Below are 16,355 nucleotides of genomic sequence, written 5' to 3'. Positions count from 1 at the left end.
GCGGTGTCAGCCGAGGAGCGAGCCGCCACTGGCGTCGAGGACGGCGCCGGTGATCCGGCGGGCGTCGTCGGAGGCCAGGAAGGCCACGACGTCGGCGATGTCGGAGGGCCGGGCGATGCCGCCGAGGGCGGCCAGCCCGGACAGGGCCTCCCGTACCCCGGGGGCGTCCAGGAAGGCGTGGCCGGTGTCCGTGACGCCGGGCGAGACGGTGTTGACGGTGATGCGGCGCGGGCCCAGGTGACGGGCGAAGTGCAGGCCGATCATTTCCACGGCGCCCTTGGTCATGGCGTAGGCCACTTCCTTCGGATTCGCGTATCGCGTGAGGCCGGAGGAGATGGTGATGACGCGCCCGCCGTCGCGGAGGACCGGAAGGGCGCGCTGCACGATGAAGAAAGGAGCTTTCGCGTTCACGGCCATGAGCCGGTCGAAGAGTTCGGGAGTGGTCTCCTCGGGGCTCGCCCCGGTGGTGTTGATTCCCGCGTTGTTCACGAGAATGTCGAGTTCTCCCGTTCCGCAGAGGGTCTCCAGCCCGGTGCGGAGCTGCTCGAAGAGCGTTTCGACAGCACCGGGACGGCCGAATTCGGCGCGCACGGTGAATGCCCTGCCCCCGCCGGCGGCGATGGTCTTGACGGTATTCTCGGCGGCCTCCCGGTCCTGTGCGTAATGCACGGCGACAAGTGCGCCCTCGCGGCCCAGCCGCTCGGCTATCGCACGACCTATGCCCCGGCTCGCTCCGGTGACGAGCGCCGTTTTGTTGGCTAACCTGCTCATGGCTCGGCCTTCACCCCCGATGAATACTCCCCGGTCTCTTTCCGTCTCATGGTGGGTGGCCGAGAAGGGCCGTTCAAGGCCGAGGATTCCAGGGTTCGGTCATGTTTCGAATGACGGACCGCGTCTTCCTCCGGCGAATGTCACGGCAATGTCAGATCTCCGTCAGTTCCGCGATCTCCCGCTGTCGGGAGGTATCCGGCTGCGGCTAGCTTCGAAGTCATGGAACACGACACCGCTTCAGCCGATGCGCTGAATGAGACAACTGGCCGGAATTCCCCGATCGGTTCCTGGTCGGCGAGTGTGGTCTTCGGAGACAAGACCGCCGAAGTGCGGCTCACTTTCGAGGCGGACGGCACGGTCCGCCTGGCCACCCCCGTGAGCACGGGCGAGGGCACCTGGACGCGGTCGGACGAGGACGACGCGCGGTTCGGCTACCGGGTCAAGGAGGTCTTCGACGACAAGCCGGGGCTCCCCGGCTCGGTGGACATCGAGCAGGACGCGGTGCTGTCGGGGCCGGCGTTCACCAGCTCGGGGACTTCCGTCATCCGGTCCGTGAGCGGCACCCTGCTGGCCTCCGTGACGGCGGACGTGTCGGCCAGGCGGGAAGGCGGTGGCGCATGACGAAGCTCGGCTACGAGGACGCCGTCAACGAGGCCCTCGAACGCCTCGACGACCTGGGCTACGAGCGCGGCGCCCAGGGCGACCTGGCCAACCACGGGCCGATGGGCGCCGAGACCCTGGCCGTCCTCGGACACGCGGACAAGGTGGCCGCCTGGGTCGAGGGCTACCGCACCGCGATGCCCCACCACGAGCCCCCCGCCGCCCGGTTCGCGCTCGACGCCTCCGACGAGTCGTCGTGGCGGCCGGCGCTCGGCGCCTTCGAGCGGGCGGGCGACTGGGAGCAGCTCTTCTCACGGGAGCTGGCCGAGGCCCCGTGGCGCGCGGTGCTGGCCCGCTGGTGGCCCGAGCTGCTGCCGGGGCTGCTCGCGGGACTGACCCACGGGGCCATCCGTACGGCCCACGCGGTGCGGAGCATCGCGGCGGCCCAGGAGCCCAGCCCACGGCAACTCACCGAACTGGCGAGGGCCTTGGCGTACTGGGCCGCGCGCTACACCCGGCTGCCGGGCGAACCCCGCCTGAAGGGCGCCCACGACATCGCCGGCGCCGTCGCCGCCCTGCCCCGCTTCCGCGGCGCGGAGGCGGTCACTCCCGCCGTCGCCCGCAAGCGCTTCACCCAACTCGATGCGATACCCGGCTATTTCGAGGCCCTGGACTCGGTCGCGCCGAACCACGCGCAGTGGCTGCTCAGCGAGATGACCGCGGAGTTCGCGGGCGTCTACCTGGCCCACGACGAGATCTACGCCGTGCCCATGGTCCACGCGGTCACCGCCCCCGCGGCCGTGCGCCTGGTCCTCCCCCACCTCCCCGTCGAGCTGCACGAACCCTCCGTCGCCGCCCTGTGGCAGGTGCACACCGCCTTCCTGCTGGCCTTCACCCGGGACCGCAGAGGGGAGCGGGAGGCGATCGCGGCGGCCACCGACAGCGATCTGCCCTCCTTCGACGAGCTGAGCGCCCGCGCCGTGGAGCACGGCGACGAGCACGTCATCAAGTTCACCGAGGCGTGCCTGCGCGAGCACATGCTCCGGCCCGACCGGCGCTTCCCCGCGGCGGCCTTCGCGGCGCTGTCGCGCATCGACCCCCGGTAGACGGCCTTCGCCGTCGCCGGGCCATCACCACCCATCTTTATCAGGAGGAATCATGAGTTCGACTGTTGTCGTCGTCGGTGGCGGATACGGCGGTACCACCGTGGCCAAGGCCCTGGACGACGTGGCGGAGGTGATCCTGGTGGAGCAGAAGGACTCCTTCGTGCACAACGTCGCCGCCCTGCGCGGAGTCGTCGATCCCGCGTGGAGCGAGCGCCTGTTCCTGCCCTACGACGGCCTGCTCTCGCGCGGCCGGGTCGTGCACGCCCGCGCCGAGCGGGTGGAGCCCGGCTCCGTGACCCTGTCGACGGGTGAGCGGATCGAGGCCGACTTCATGGTCCTGGCCACCGGCTCGACCTACCCCTTCCCCGCCAAGTTCGACATCGACGACGCGGCCGGGGCGAAGGCCCGGCTGGCGGAGACCCGTACCGCCCTGCAGGCCGCCGACGCGGTGCTGCTGCTGGGCGCGGGCCCGGTGGGGGTGGAGTTCGCCGGTGAGATCCGGGCCGCCTGGCCGGACAAGAAGATCACGATCGTGGATCCCGCCTCGGACGTCATCGTGGGCGACTTCCCCGACGAGCTGCGCGCCGAGGTGCGGCGCCAGCTGGAGGAGCTGGGCGTGGAGATCGTCCTGGGCGCCTCGCTGGCGGAGGAGCCGCCGGCCGAGCCCGGCCGGGCCAAGACCTTCACGGCGCAGTTGACGAACGGCGCCGAGGTGACGACCGACATCTGGTTCCGCTGCTTCGGCGCGGCCCCGGCCACCGACTACCTGGGCGGCGATCTGGCCGCCGACCGCCGGTCGGGCGGTCTGGTCGAGGTGCGGGACACCCTCCAGCTGTCCGGGCAGGAGCGGGTGTTCGCGCTCGGGGACGTCACCTCGATCCCCGAGGCCAAGAAGGCCAAGGCGGCCGAGGACCACGCCGTGGTGATCGCGAACAACATCCGCAAGCTGATCGCGGGCGAGACGGAGCTGGAGACCTACCGGGTCGGCGGCCCGATGATCGCCCTGTCGCTCGGTCCGAACGGCGGCGCCGGCTTCATCCCCGAGCGCGGGGTACTGGGTGCGGAGATGGTCTCCCGCGCCAAGAGCGCCGACCTTCGGACCACGTTCTACGAGGAGCTGCTGGGCGTGGTCCGGCCGGCCTCCGACCGGGGCTGAGCGAAGGAGCCGTACGGTGAGCGGGGTCGTCCGGCGCGCGGTCCGCGCGTACGGACGACCCCGCACGCCTGTCTCAACTCTTCGCCGCGGCCCCCGCGGCCCCGTGCTCGTGGTGGCCCGGGCCGCTGTGGGCGTGGAACCGGGCGACCTCGGCCGGGTGGACCACGAACGGCCGCATCATGCCGTCGTCCTCGTGGTCCAGGGTGTGGCAGTGGTAGACGAACTGCCCGGTGCCGCCGTCGAACTTGCCGGCGACCGCCACCCACTGCCCCCGGTTGACGAGGACGGTGTCCTTCCAGCCCTCCTCGTACTTCTCCAGCGGGACGTCCGTGAAGCCGGTGATGGGGGCCGTGGTCCGGGCGGTGGGGATGTCGTAGGTGGTGGTGAAGTTGCGCCGGAACAGCGCCTGGAAGCGGGTCAGGTGGATGTGCATGGGGTGCACCGGTCCGATGGGGCCCACGTGGATGAAGTTCCAGACGGCCCAGCGGTTGTGGTTGATGTAGACCCCGACCGTGTCGTCGAAGAGGGCGCCGAGCTTGCGGAAGGTCCGTGTGGCGCCGGTCTCGGGATCGGTGATCTGGATGATGCCCGCCCCGCCGGGGTCGCTCGCGAGCTCCTCCAGGTCCCACATCTCCGGGTGGCCCTGCTGGTTCATCACCAGCGCCACCCATACGTGGTCGTGGTCCTCCGGCAGCGTCCTGCCGTGCTCGACCCTGTAGTACGAGGGCGAGAGGACGGCGGGGATCGTGTAGGCGTCCGACCGGGTGCGGTCCTCGACCCGGAACTGCATGAGGTCGGGGTCCGTGGGCCCGCCGGCCGTGCGCGCGTCGGTGAGGCGGAGCCTGAGCCCCTTCAGCTGCCGGAAGTCGATCAGTACGTCGAACCGTTCCGCGGGGGCGACGGTCAGGCCGCCCGCCGGGACCGGCGCGGCCGCGGGCAGCAGGCCGCCGTCGGTGCCGATCAGCCGGATCGCGTCGTTGTGGGAGGTGCCGTTCTCGTCCACGAGGTTGAGGGTGTAGATACGCCCGTTGGAGGCGTTGAGCAGCCGGAAGCGGTACCACCGGGCCTCGACGTTCAGGTAGGGCCAGATCACCCCGTTGACCGTGTTGAACGGGCCGGTGAACCCGGCCGGGACCACGTGGTCGCCGAACGGCACGGCGGGGATCTTGAACAGGAGTTGGCCGGTGAGCGCCCCGGTGGCGGGATCGGTGTCGACGTTGCGGTCGCTCAGGATCAGCGGGACCTCGCGGGTGGGGAGGGCGAGGGCCTTCTCCTCCGCGTCGCGGACGAGGTACATGCCGACCAGTCCGGCGTGGACGTTGTACCGGGTGATCGCCATCGCGTGGTCGTGGTAGAAGAGCGCCGCCGACGGCTGGAGGTTCGGGTACTGGGAGATCTGGCTCGTGCCGGTCAGCCCCGCGTTGTGCGGCCAGCCGTCGCTGCCGCCGTTGTTGGGCGCCCCGTGCAGATGGGTGACCGTCCAGGCGGGGAGCTCGGCCACGCCCTCGACGAGGGTGTGGCCCGGCCGGAGGGCGCCGCCCGGGTCGCGGTAGCCGGGGCTCGCCGTCGGATTGGCCGGGGCCGGGGCCTGTACGGCGACCAGCGGCATACGGGTCTCGATGCTGTTGGTCCAACTGACCCGCAGGTCCTTGCCGCTGGGGACGTCGATGGTCGGGCCCGGGTACTGGCCGTTGTAGGCCCAGACGGTCGTGGGCGGCAGCTGGGAGTGCAGCCGCACCTGGGCGGTGGTCAGGTTGATCTTCGCCTCGGTGAGGGTGCCGCCCGCCCGGATCACCGAGGGTATGCGCAGCGGGTCGAGGAACTTGGTGAGGCCCCAGTTCGGGCCGGCCGGTGCGGCCTCGGGGCTCTCGGCCGCGCCCACGGGGGATGCGGCGGCGCCCGCCGGCGGGCGGCCGATGCCCGTCCCCAGGGCCAGCGCCCCGAAGAAGGCGCCGGCCGTCACCACCCTGCGGGTGATCCCCGGCCCACGGTCCCCTCGAATGTCTTCCACCATGCCTGTCTCCCCGTCATGTCCGCTGCGTGTGACTGCTGTTGCGGCGGCAGACTGGCATGGCGAAACCTCGGCGGACAAAGCGCGTCCCCTGCGCTCCGCTGCCCCGCTGAACAGGGCCTTCCGCCCGGATCGGTCGGCCGATCCAAGCAGGTGAACACCACCGCGAGGGTGCGATTGCGGCCATGGTGACCGAAAGACGGGCTACTCCGGTTGCAACTCCCCTGACACTGGCCCCGGATAACCTGACGCTGACGTCACCCGAAATTCACCGTTCCGGCCGGACGGGGCCGGACGGCGGATCAGCCCCCGGCCATCACCGCGGTCTCGGGAACGGCGACCTGGTCCCGGCCGCGTGCGTCGAAGGCCGCCTGAGCGGAGCTCACCGCGCCGACGTACTGCTCGCACCAGGCCCGTACCGCGCGCAGCGGCACGAGCAGGGTCCGGCCGAGCGGAGTGAGCGAATAGACCACACGGGGCGGGGTGTTGGCGTAAACCGTGCGGTCCACCAGGCCGTCGCGCTCAAGGGTGCGCAGCGTCTGCGTGAGCATCTTGCGACTGACCCCGCCGACGGTCCGCTGCAGTTCGGAGAACCGGGCGTCTCCGTCGCCCAACATGTTCACGACGAGGATCACCCACTTGTCCCCCGCGGTGTGAAGCAGGACACGTGGCTCACAACCGGCGCTGAACGGGTCGCCGGACGAACCCTCAGGTGAAGGGGCGGATGAAGTGGTGTTGTCAGTAGCCATGTTGAGCAGCCTACCCACCCAGGTCTCACATGGAACCCTTGTTTCCAGAAGAGACCTGGTCTAGCCTCTGAGCCACGGGCACAGTGAGGGCGGGGAATCACCGCCGATACTCCAACCCCTTGCCTGCGGCTCGTTCGCAAACGGATCAGTCGCTCCAACGGCCGATTCCCGACCATGACTTGTGCTGTGCGTCCGTTTGTCGAACGGGATCCACACGCCGCCCGAAAACGCAGTCCATCCGTGAGGACTCGACTGGCTCGCCGACCGCGTGGTCCCAGGGCGATCGCATTCCCGATTCACCCGGCCATGGGCCCAGTCGACGCGAGAACAGTGCGAGGGGGAGCGCGCAGTGATCAAGAACGGGGGAGCACAGTGATCAGGGGCACCATCGATACACCAGGCATTCCGAGTCGGTCCGACCGCCTGCCGAATACGTCGACATCGTACCGAGTGCTCGTTGTCGAGAACAATATCGGCGACATGGAGGCCCTGACTCGGGGGCTGCGGCGCAATGGCCACACCGTCGACAACGCGAAGACGAGCGACGAAGCACTGGCGCAGTACCGGAACGTCGACATGGTGCTGCTCGATCTCGAACTGCCCGACCTGGACGGCCTGGAGGTCTGCCGGATCATCCGGTCGAGCTGCGACGTCCCGATCATCGCGGTGACGGCCCGGGGTTCGGAACTGGACCGCGTACTGGGATTCCAGGCCGGGGTCGACGATTACGTCGTCAAGCCGTACGGATTTCGCGAACTGCTGGCCCGAATGGAGGCGGTGATGCGGCGCGCGCGGCCGGCCCTTCCGGCGAAGGCCTCCTTTCGCGGAATCTCGCACGGGCCGCTCACCATCGACACCGGCTCCCGAGAAGTGGAGCTGGGAGGCCAGCGCATCGACCTGACCCGAAAGGAATTCGACCTCCTCTTACTCCTCGCCTCCCAGCCGGATTCCGTCGTCCCGCGGCGGCAGATCATGCACGAGGTATGGGGGGACTCCTGGTCCCGGCGGACCGTCGACACCCATGTGAGCAGCCTCCGGAGCAAGCTCGGCGGCAGCGCGTGGATCCTCACGGTCCGGGGCGTCGGCTTCCGCATCGGCCACGCCTGACCGGAAGCGGCCGCACCCCGCGGGACGGGGTGCGGCCCGCCATGACCATGATGTGAGCGTCCGGGGTTCACCCGTCCGGCCCAGTCCGCCACGGCGGCCGCCTGTCCCCCGCCCCATGATCGGACCATGGAACCGGACAGCCGAAACAGCCCGGAAAGCCGGGCGGACGCCCTGATGGACGGCCTGCGGGCGGATCCGGAACGGCCGGCGGCGATACCGTCCGTCTCTTTCCCCGGCGGCCCTCGGGCCCGCGGCATCGCCGACGACGAGTCGAACGCGATCGCCCATCTCGGCATGCTCCGGCTCTACGGCGGCGGCCCGGCCGCCGGAGGCGCGCGGTGACCCTCGCACCGACGCCCCCTTCGGCGTCCGAGGCCGAGCCCCCGGCCCCCGCCAAGAAGTTCTCCTTCCCGAGCGCGCTGACCATCCTGGCCCTCGTCACGGTCGCGGTCTGGCTGCTGGCCTTCCTCGTCCCGGCCGGCCAGTACGACCGCGACGACAGCGGCGCCCCCGTCTCCGGCACCTACCACCGCGTCCAGGACACGCAGAGCTTCACCCAGCGCCTGAACGACCTCTTCCTCTCCCCCGTCAACGGCCTCTACGGCATCCAGGACGTGAAGACCGGCGAGGTCGGCCCGAGCCTCATCGGCGACCTCTACGGCAGCGCGGGCGTCTTCCTCTTCGTGCTCGCCATCGGCGCGTTCATCACGGTCGTCTTCGCCACCGGTGCCCTCGACCGCGGCATCGCCCGCCTCGCCCACCGGCTGCGCGACCGCGGCACGCTGCTGATCGCCGCCGTGATGCTGGTGTTCTCCGTCCTCGGCACCGTGGAGGGCTTCGCGGAGGAGACCCTCGGCTTCTACGGCCTGCTGGTCCCGATGATGCTGGCCCTCGGCTACGACCGCCTCGTCGCCGTCGGGTCCTCCATCCTGGGCGCGGGCATCGGGGTGCTGTGCTCCACCGTCAACCCCTTCGCCACGGGCGTGGCCTCCTCCGCCGCCGACATCTCGCTGGGCGACGGCATCGTGCTCCGCTTCGTGATGTGGGTGGTACTGACGGCCGTCACCATCCTCTACGTCATCCGCTACGCGAAGCGCGTGCGGAAGGACCCGGCCAAGTCCCTGTGCGGCTTCCTCCCGGGCGACCGGGACCAGAAGGCCGCGGCCGACTCCGACGTGGAACCGGAACTGACCGGCCTGCACAAGACGGTGCTGGTCCTGCTCGTCCTGGTCTTCGCCTTCATGATCTTCTCGGTGGTCCCCTGGGCCGGCGCGCTGACCGGCAAGGCGGACGCGACCCCGTACACCTGGGAGCTGGGCTGGTCCTTCCCCCAGCTCTCCGCGCTCTTCCTCTGCGCGGCGGTGCTGGTGGGCCTGGTGGCCCGGATGGGGGAGGCGAAGCTCAGCTCCACGATCATCCAGGGCGCCGCCGACTTCATCTCGCCGGCCCTGGTGATCATGCTGGCGCGCGGGGTCACCGTCATCATGAACAACTCGAAGATCACCGACACCGTCCTCCACTCCATCGAGGGCGTGATCAAGGGCACCTCGTCCGGGCTCTTCGCGGTGATCGTCTTCCTGGTCAACCTCCCGCTGGCCTTCCTGATCCCCTCCACGTCCGGCCACGCCACCCTCGCCATGCCGATCCTGGCCCCCCTCGCCGACTTCGCGGGCGTCTCCCGCGCGGTGGTGGTCACGGCCTGGCAGGCGGCCAGCGGCTGGATGAACCTCTGGGTGCCCACCACGGCCGTGGTGGTCGGCGGCGTCGCCCTGGCCAAGGTCGGCTACGACAAGTACCTGCGTTTCGTCTGGCCGCTGTTGGCCATCCTCTTCGCGCTCATCTGCGGCTTCGTGGCGCTGGGCGCGACGATGTGACGGATGGTCACGGGGCCGGCCGCCGACCGGCCCCGTAGACTCGGACCTGGACCCCACGCAGGGCAACCGCCGCGTCCTTGCGGTCCTCGCCCACCTCCGGGGGCGGGACGGGGCGTAAGCGCGCGGGAGCGGCCCGGGCTCCTATCCTGGAAAGGTGATCACCGGTGAGGAACCGAGGATCGACCGGGCCAGGGCCGCGGCCGACCGGGAGGCCTGGGCGGAGGCGTACGGCCTGCTGCACGGCCTCGACCCCGCCGGGCTGGCCGCCGACGACCTCGCCGTCCTCGCCGACGCGGCCTGGTGGACCAGCCGCGTCGAGGAGTCGATCACGGCGCGGACCAGCGCGTACACCGCGTACGCCGCGGCGGGCCGGGCCCGCGAGGCCGGATTCTGCGCCTGGATGCTCTTCTACGAGTACCAGCTGGCCGGGAAGGCGAGCGCGGCCGCCGGCTGGCTCGGGCGGGCCCGGCAGCGGCTGAGCGGCGAGCCCGAGTGCGTCGAGCAGTGCTACCTCGCCTTGGCCGCGGCGCAGGAGGCCCAGCGGCGCGGCGCCTTCGACGAGGCGATGGACCGTGCGCGCGAGATGGCCGGCATCGCTCGACGCTGCGGCAGTACGGACCTCCTCGCCCTGAGCACCCAGGCACAGGCCGGTGTGCTGCTGGCCGAGGGGCGGGTGGCCGAGGGCCTCGCGCTCCTCGACGACGCCATGTGCGCGGCGATGGCGGGCGAACTCGGCTCCTTCTTCACCGGGTGGGTCTACTGCCTGGGCCTGCAAGCGTGCATGGCCTGCGCCGACCTGCGGCGGGCGGCCGAGTGGACCGACGCCGCCATGGCCTGGTGCGCCTCGATGCCGCAGGAGAACAACTACCGGGGGCTGTGCCGGGTCCACCGCGTGGAGGTCGCCGAGCTGTCCGGCGACTGGTCCCGCGCGGCCGGCGAGGCCGCCCTGACCTGCGAAGAGCTGCTGCCGTACGAGGCGAGGATCGCCGCGGAGGCTGTCTACCTCCAGGCCGGGATCGAGCGGCGGCGCGGTGACCTCGCCGCCGCCGAGGCCTCGTACACGCGGGCCCACGCGCTCGGCCGCGACCCCCAGCCCGGCCTCGCCCTGCTGCACCTGGCCCAGGGGAAGGCCGACTCCGCCGCCGTGGCGCTGCGGCTCGCGCTGGCCGGGGCCGAGGACGGCGGGGACGGCGCGGACGGCGGCGCGGAGATCGCGGCGGAGGCGGGCCGCGGTCCCCTCGCCCGCTCGCGGCTGCTCGCCGCCCAGGTCGAGGTCTCGCTCGCGCTCGGCGACCTCGACCGGGCCCGGGAGGCGGCTCAGGCCCTGGAGGCGGGCGCCCGCGCGTGGGAGCTGCGGTGCGAGTCGGCCGCCACGGTGCTCCACGCGACCGCCGTGGCGGCCGGTGGCGCCGTCGCGTACGCCGGCCACGACCCGGAGCGGGCCCTGCCGCTGCTGCACCGGGCGCTTGCGCTCTGGCTGGAGCTGGGCGTCCCGTACGAGGCCGCGCAGGTCCGGATGACGCTCGCCGCTGCCGACCGGGAGGCCGGGGACGCGGAAGGGGCGCGCCTGGAGCTCCAGGCGGCGCGGGCCGTCTTCGAACGGCTGGGCGCGGCGCCCGACGCACGGCGGGCCGCCGCACTCCTGAGCGGCGCCGCCCACCGGCACCCGGGCGGCCTCACCGCCCGGGAGGGCGAGGTGCTGCAGCTGGTGGCGGCCGGCCTGACCAACCGCGCCATCGCCGCCGAGCTGGTGATCAGCGAGCACACCGTCGCCCGGCACCTCAACAACATCTTCGCGAAGCTCGACGTCTCGTCCCGGGCGGCCGCCACGGCGTACGCGTACACCCACGGCCTCGCCTGATGGGCCATTCGGCCCATGCTCCCTCCCCTCGCACATGGGCGGTTGTGGCGATGAGCCCCCGCCTGCCGAACGGCTACAACGGTGGCCTACGGAAGGCGGTGGGAACCATGACCACCTACACGGCGACGCTCGACGACCGGCAGACACAGCTGCTGCGGGACTCCGTCCACGGCGAGGTCGTCACCCCGCACGACCCGGGCTACGACGAGGCCCGCAAGGTCTACAACGCCATGCACGACAAGCGTCCGGCGGCCGTCGTCCGGGCCGTCGACGCGGGCGACGCCATCGCCACCGTGGGCTTCGCCCGCGAGCGGGACCTCCTGCTCGCGGTCCGCGGCGGCGGGCACGCCGTCGCCGGATACGGAACCTGCGACGGCGGCGTCGTGCTCGACCTCGGCAGGATGCGCGGCATCCGCGTCGACCCCGAGGCCCGCACCGCCCGCGCGGAGGGCGGCTGCACCTGGGCCGGCCTCAACCACGCCGCCCACGCCTTCGGCCTGGCCACCACGGGCGGGGTCGTCTCCAGCACCGGCATCGGCGGGCTGACCACGGGCGGGGGCATGGGCTACCTGGCCCGCCGCTGCGGCCTGGCCTGCGACAACCTGATCTCGGCGGACGTGGTCACGGCCGACGGGTCCCTGGTGACCTGCTCGGCGGAGCGCGACGCCGACCTGCTGTGGGCCGTACGCGGGGGCGGCGGCAACTTCGGGGTGCTGACCTCGCTGGAGTACCGGCTGCATCCCGTGGACTTCGTCCTGGGCGGGCCGACCTTCTATCCGCTGGACCCCGCCGTGATGCGCCGGTACCGGGAGCTGATCGCCACGTCCGGCGAGGAGCTCGGCGCCCTGCTCGTGGTCGCGCTCGGTCCTCCGCTGCCCTTCCTGCCCGAGCGGTGGCACGGCCGGCCGCTGTGCGGGGTGATCACCTGCTGGACCGGTCCCGAGGAGCAGGACGACGAGGTCCGCGCCCGGCTCGCGGCCCTCGGCCCCGTCATCGGGCAGCATCTCGGGCGGATGCCCTACCCGGTGATCAACACGCTCTTCGACGAGCTGCTGCCCGCCGGTCTGTTCCACTACTGGAAGGGCACCTTCAGCCACGGCCTGCCCGACGGGGCGATCGAGGCGTACGCCGCGTACGGGGCCGGGACGCCGTCGATCGAGAGCGCGACGGTGGTCTTCCCGATCGACGGGGCCGTCCACCGGGTGGGGCCCGAGGAGACCGCCTTCGCCTACCGGGACGCCGACTTCTCCACGGCCCTGAGCCCCACCCTCGCGACCCGCGCCGGCTGCGAGGCGAACATCGGCTGGGTCCGCGCCTTCGAGGCCGCGCTCGCACCCCACTCAGCGGGTGGTGCCTACGTGAACTTCATGGACGGGGACGACCAGCACCGGGTGCGGGCCAACTACCGGCAGAACCACGCCCGGCTGACCGAACTCAAGCGCCGCTGGGACCCCGGCAACCTCTTCCGGCTCAACCACAACATCGCCCCCTGACCCGGTACCCCGGCCCGCCGCCGAGCGGGCCCAGACCGACAGCAGGACCGGCAGCGCCAGGTAGCCGAAGCGGCCGGCCGGGGCCAGGAGGAAGGCCGCCGTGAGGCCGATCGCGAGCCGGTCGGCCGCGGCCACCACCGTGCGCGGCGGCCGGAGCACCAGCGAGAGCGCCACCGCCAGGCCGGCCGCCGCCAGCAGAACCACCGTCAGGTACCAGCCCCGGGAGCCGAGTTCGGCCAGCAGGTGCCCCGGCAGGCCGCGAGCAGGGCCACCACCACCGCCACCGCGGGCAGCGCCGTCCACTTCAGCGCGCACGCCCCGGCGAGCACCGCCCCCGCCAGGACCGGCCGCCCGGCCACGGCGGCCGCGAGCAGCCAGCCGGCCACCCACGGGACGGCGCGAGGTGTCGTACGGGAAGAAGGCATGCGGCCATTGCAGCCGCGCGGCCCCCACCCGGTCTGCACACCCAGGCGGACACTTCACGGTGGGGTTTCCCCTACCACCCCGGGACACGCGTGAGGGGCGCGTCCCCGGGAGTACCACCGAGGTCGCGCCCCTCACGGAGTCACGGCTGCCGGGCTCAGGCCTCCGGCGAACCGCCGAAGCGCTCGCGGTAGGACTCCAGGTCGTCCTCGGTGACCCGCGCGAAGAGCACCGGCGGCACGGTGAACGGGGTACCGGCCGGGACCGCGTCCAGGGACCGGGCCTGCTCCGGGGTGACCCACGTGGCCGTGTCGTCGGCGAGCGCGAACGAGGAGCGCATGGCGCGCGCCGAGGCCGGGATGAACGGCTCGGAGACCACCGAGTAGAGGTGGATCAGGTTCATCGCGGTGCGCAGGGTGAGCGCCGCGCCCTCCAGGTCGGTCTTGACCTGCAGCCAGGGGGCCTTCTCGTCCAGGTAGGCGTTGCCGGCGGACCACAGGGCGCGCAGCGCGGCCGCCGCCTTGCGGTACTGGAGGGCCTCCATGTGGCCCTCGTACTCGGCCAGCAGCTCGGCGATCTGCTCGCCCAGCTTGGCCTCGACCTCACCGGCGGCGCTGCCCGCGGGGACCTCGTCGCCGAACTTCTTGCGGGAGAAGGTCAGGACGCGGTTGACGAAGTTGCCGAGGGTGCCGCCGAGGTCCTTGTTGACCGTGGCGGTGAAGTGCTCCCACGTGAAGGAGGAGTCGTCGGACTCGGGCGCGTTGGCGATGAGGAAGTACCGCCAGAAGTCGGCCGGGAGGATCTCCAGCGCCTGGTCGGTGAAGACGCCGCGCTTCTGCGAGGTGGAGAACTTGCCGCCGTAGTACGTCAGCCAGTTGAAGGCCTTGACGTAGTCGACCTTCTTCCACGGCTCGCGGGTGGCCAGCTCGGTGGCGGGGAACATCACCGTGTGGAACGGGACGTTGTCCTTGGCCATGAACTGGGTGTAGCGCACGTCCTCGGCCTCGTACCACCAGGACTTGTAGTCACGGTTGGCCGGGTCCAGGTCGGACCACTCCTTGGTCGAGCCGATGTACTCGATCGGGGCGTCGAACCAGACGTAGAAGACCTTGCCCTCGGCGGCGAGCTCCGGCCAGGTGTCGGCCGGGACCGGGACGCCCCAGTCGAGGTCGCGGGTGATGGCGCGGTCGTGCAGGCCCTCGGTCAGCCACTTGCGGGCGATGGAGGACGCCAGCTGCGGCCACTCCTCCTCGTGGTGCGCGACCCAGGCCTCGACCTCGTGCTGGAGCTTGGACTGGAGCAGGAAGAGGTGCTTGGTCTCGCGGACCTCCAGCTCGGTGGAGCCGGAGATGGCCGAGCGGGGCTCGATCAGGTCCGTGGGGTCCAGGACGCGGGTGCAGTTCTCGCACTGGTCGCCGCGGGCCTTGTCGTAGCCGCAGTGCGGACAGGTGCCCTCGACGTAGCGGTCCGGCAGGAAGCGGCCGTCGACCGGCGAGTAGACCTGCCGGATCGCGCGCTCCTCGATGAAGCCGTTCTCCTGGAGCTTGCGCGCGAAGTGCTGGGTGATCTCGCGGTTCTGCGCGGAGGAGCTGCGGCCGAAGTAGTCGAAGGACAGCTCGAAGCCGTCGTAGACCGCCTTCTGGGCGTCGTGGGCCTGCGCGCAGAACTCGGCGACCGAGAGGCCGGCCTCCTTGGCGGCGAGCTCGGCGGGGGTGCCGTGCTCGTCGGTGGCGCAGATGTACAGGACGTCGTGGCCGCGCTGGCGGAGGTACCGGGAGTACACATCCGCCGGAAGCATCGACCCGACCATGTTGCCCAGGTGCTTGATCCCGTTGATGTACGGAAGCGCGCTGGTGATCAGGTGTCGAGCCATCCTCGGATGCTCCATTTCTCATGTGCGGTGCAGCGTGGCGTGACGGATTGTGAACGGGGTTCATCGTATCGAACCGCCGAAAGGCCACGCGCCGCATTTCTTCACGGTGGACGTAACGCAAAAGCGAGGGCAGTGACCTCTCCGTCACGGCCCTCGCGTTTGGGCCATGCTACAGGCGGCAGGCGGCCCGCAGCGCCGCCGGGGCCCCGCATATGCCCAGGCATATGCATACGCGCCCGGTGAACCCATGCATGATCAGGAGCGATCACGGGGCGATCATCGCCGACCGTTATCGCGCCAGGTTTCTTCTCTCCGCCCTCCGGGTGCGTCCGCGCTGATTTCCTGTTCTGCGCACAGGGGATGAGGTGGAACGGTGAGCGATGGCGGACCGGAGGAGTCCGGTGGGGCCGTGGGACTGCCGAGCCGACGCCGGCGGCCGACGCCCATGAGCCAGTGGGATCCGACGGCGCGCCTGTCGTACTGGGCCTTCCACGCCAATCGGCGGCCCGCGTACATGCGCTTCGCGTATCTGCAGCTGGGCTCCGACGCGGCGGCCGAGGAGGCGGTGGACGCCACCTTCGACTCGATCATGTGCGAGTGGCTCAAGATGCTGCACATGGACCGCCTGGACGCCTACGCGTGGACCGTGCTCAAGCGCTCCATAGTCGACCGGCAGCACCGGCTCCATCCCTGGCAGCGGCAGCCCGAGCCGATGGACATCAGCGCCTTCGAGGCCGCGCTCAAGGAAGCCCACGCCGACCAGTACGAGGTGCTGACCGACACCATCCGCTTCTACTCCGCCGTCTCCCGGCTCGCCGAGCGGCAGCGCGACGCCGTGCTCCTGCGGTACGGGCTCCAGTGCACCCCGGGGGAGGCCGCCTCCGTGATGGGCGTCGACGAGGCCACGGTCCGCTCGTACCTCGGCCAGGCCCACCGGCGGCTCGCCCGCCTGCTCGACACGTCCGCGGCGTCCCCCGAATCGCCCGAATCCGAATCCGAATCAGCCGAATCAGCCGAATCATGAGGCCCCAAGAACGCCGCCAGCCGCCGGACGGCGACGAAACCCCCCGCTCCCTGGCCGAGTTCCTCGCCCGGGCGGGCGTCCGCGACCGCTACCGCCACTACGACCTCGGCGCGGCCGAGGCCCGGCTCCTGCGCGCGACCCCGCACACCCCGGTCCCCGGACACCGTGCCCGGCGCCGGTCCGCGTACGGCTGGAGCGACCCCGTGCGGGACTGCCCGCTCGACGCCGAACGGGCCCGGCGCGACCTCAAGGCCGCCTGCCTGGCCTCCGTATGCTCGCCGAAGGCCGAGGCGCAGCTCGCCTCCTT

General features: G+C 71.5%; 13 protein-coding genes and 1 pseudogene. 9 read left to right on the top strand and 5 right to left on the bottom strand.

Annotated features, from left to right (window positions below; genetic code table 11):
* Nucleotides 1-6 precede the first annotated feature (6 nt).
* Nucleotides 7-756 (bottom strand): annotated as a pseudogene (locus tag ACGFYU_RS16665) (SDR family oxidoreductase); the annotation flags it as partial.
* 234 nt (nucleotides 757-990) lie between these two features.
* Here ACGFYU_RS16665 and ACGFYU_RS16660 point away from each other — a divergent pair.
* Genes ACGFYU_RS16660 through ACGFYU_RS16650 form a run of 3 tightly spaced genes read left to right on the top strand, consistent with a single transcriptional unit; the run spans nucleotide 991 to nucleotide 3,633 of the window.
* Nucleotides 991-1,392, top strand: coding sequence for a hypothetical protein (locus ACGFYU_RS16660; RefSeq protein WP_393828002.1), 402 nt, complete (start codon nucleotides 991-993; stop codon nucleotides 1,390-1,392).
* The gene (locus tag ACGFYU_RS16655; protein ID WP_393828001.1) at nucleotides 1,389-2,477 is read left to right on the top strand and encodes a questin oxidase family protein; all 1,089 of its coding nucleotides are present in this window, start codon (nucleotides 1,389-1,391) and stop codon (nucleotides 2,475-2,477) included. Before ACGFYU_RS16660 ends, ACGFYU_RS16655 begins: the two co-directional genes overlap by 4 nt.
* A 52-nt stretch (nucleotides 2,478-2,529) precedes the next feature.
* Entirely contained in the window at nucleotides 2,530-3,633 is a 1,104-nt protein-coding gene (locus ACGFYU_RS16650) for an NAD(P)/FAD-dependent oxidoreductase (protein ID WP_393828000.1), read from the top strand.
* A 73-nt stretch (nucleotides 3,634-3,706) separates the two neighbouring features.
* Here the strand turns inward: ACGFYU_RS16650 and ACGFYU_RS16645 are convergent, their stop codons facing one another.
* Complete coding sequence (locus tag ACGFYU_RS16645) at nucleotides 3,707-5,647, bottom strand: multicopper oxidase domain-containing protein (protein ID WP_393827999.1); 1,941 nt, start codon at nucleotides 5,645-5,647, stop codon at nucleotides 3,707-3,709.
* Between the two features lie 299 nt (nucleotides 5,648-5,946).
* Entirely contained in the window at nucleotides 5,947-6,393 is a 447-nt protein-coding gene (locus tag ACGFYU_RS16640; protein WP_393827998.1) for a winged helix-turn-helix transcriptional regulator, read from the bottom strand.
* A 330-nt stretch (nucleotides 6,394-6,723) separates the two neighbouring features.
* Between ACGFYU_RS16640 and ACGFYU_RS16635 the strand changes: the two genes are divergently transcribed.
* From ACGFYU_RS16635 to ACGFYU_RS16615, 5 genes are all read left to right on the top strand, one after another.
* Entirely contained in the window at nucleotides 6,724-7,500 is a 777-nt protein-coding gene (locus ACGFYU_RS16635) for a response regulator transcription factor (protein ID WP_393828044.1), read from the top strand.
* 126 nt (nucleotides 7,501-7,626) lie between these two features.
* Nucleotides 7,627-7,842 (top strand): hypothetical protein, encoded by a 216-nt coding sequence (locus ACGFYU_RS16630; RefSeq protein WP_393827997.1) that lies wholly within the window; start codon nucleotides 7,627-7,629, stop codon nucleotides 7,840-7,842.
* On the top strand, nucleotides 7,839-9,374 hold the full coding sequence (locus tag ACGFYU_RS16625) for a YfcC family protein (RefSeq protein ID WP_393827996.1): 1,536 nt from the start codon (nucleotides 7,839-7,841) through the stop codon (nucleotides 9,372-9,374). The genes ACGFYU_RS16630 and ACGFYU_RS16625 overlap by 4 nt, the downstream gene beginning before the upstream one ends.
* 154 nt (nucleotides 9,375-9,528) lie before the next feature.
* A complete protein-coding gene (locus ACGFYU_RS16620) occupies nucleotides 9,529-11,235 on the top strand; it encodes a LuxR C-terminal-related transcriptional regulator (protein WP_393827995.1) in 1,707 nt (568 codons plus the stop codon).
* Nucleotides 11,236-11,342: 107 nt separating this feature from the next.
* Nucleotides 11,343-12,728, top strand: a complete 1,386-nt coding sequence (locus ACGFYU_RS16615; RefSeq protein WP_393827994.1) for an FAD-binding oxidoreductase — start codon at nucleotides 11,343-11,345, stop codon at nucleotides 12,726-12,728.
* Nucleotides 12,729-12,934: 206 nt separating this feature from the next.
* Here ACGFYU_RS16615 and ACGFYU_RS16610 read toward each other — a convergent pair whose 3' ends face one another.
* Together ACGFYU_RS16610 and metG are read right to left on the bottom strand one after the other, a co-directional pair.
* Complete coding sequence (locus ACGFYU_RS16610) at nucleotides 12,935-13,153, bottom strand: hypothetical protein (protein WP_393827993.1); 219 nt, start codon at nucleotides 13,151-13,153, stop codon at nucleotides 12,935-12,937.
* 155 nt (nucleotides 13,154-13,308) lie between these two features.
* A complete protein-coding gene (gene metG / locus ACGFYU_RS16605; RefSeq protein ID WP_393827992.1) occupies nucleotides 13,309-15,024 on the bottom strand; it encodes a methionine--tRNA ligase in 1,716 nt (571 codons plus the stop codon).
* Between the two features lie 373 nt (nucleotides 15,025-15,397).
* On the opposite strand from metG, the gene ACGFYU_RS16600 reads away from it, so the two are divergent.
* Nucleotides 15,398-16,048 carry a sigma-70 family RNA polymerase sigma factor gene (locus tag ACGFYU_RS16600; protein WP_393827991.1) on the top strand — a complete coding sequence of 217 codons (651 nt, stop codon included), beginning with the start codon at nucleotides 15,398-15,400 and terminating at the stop codon, nucleotides 16,046-16,048.
* Nucleotides 16,049-16,355: the final 307 nt, after the last annotated feature.

The organism is Streptomyces sp. NPDC048337 (assembly GCF_043201175.1).
Lineage (GTDB): Bacteria > Actinomycetota > Actinomycetes > Streptomycetales > Streptomycetaceae > Streptomyces.
This window is presented reverse-complemented; position numbering and strand designations above follow the sequence as displayed.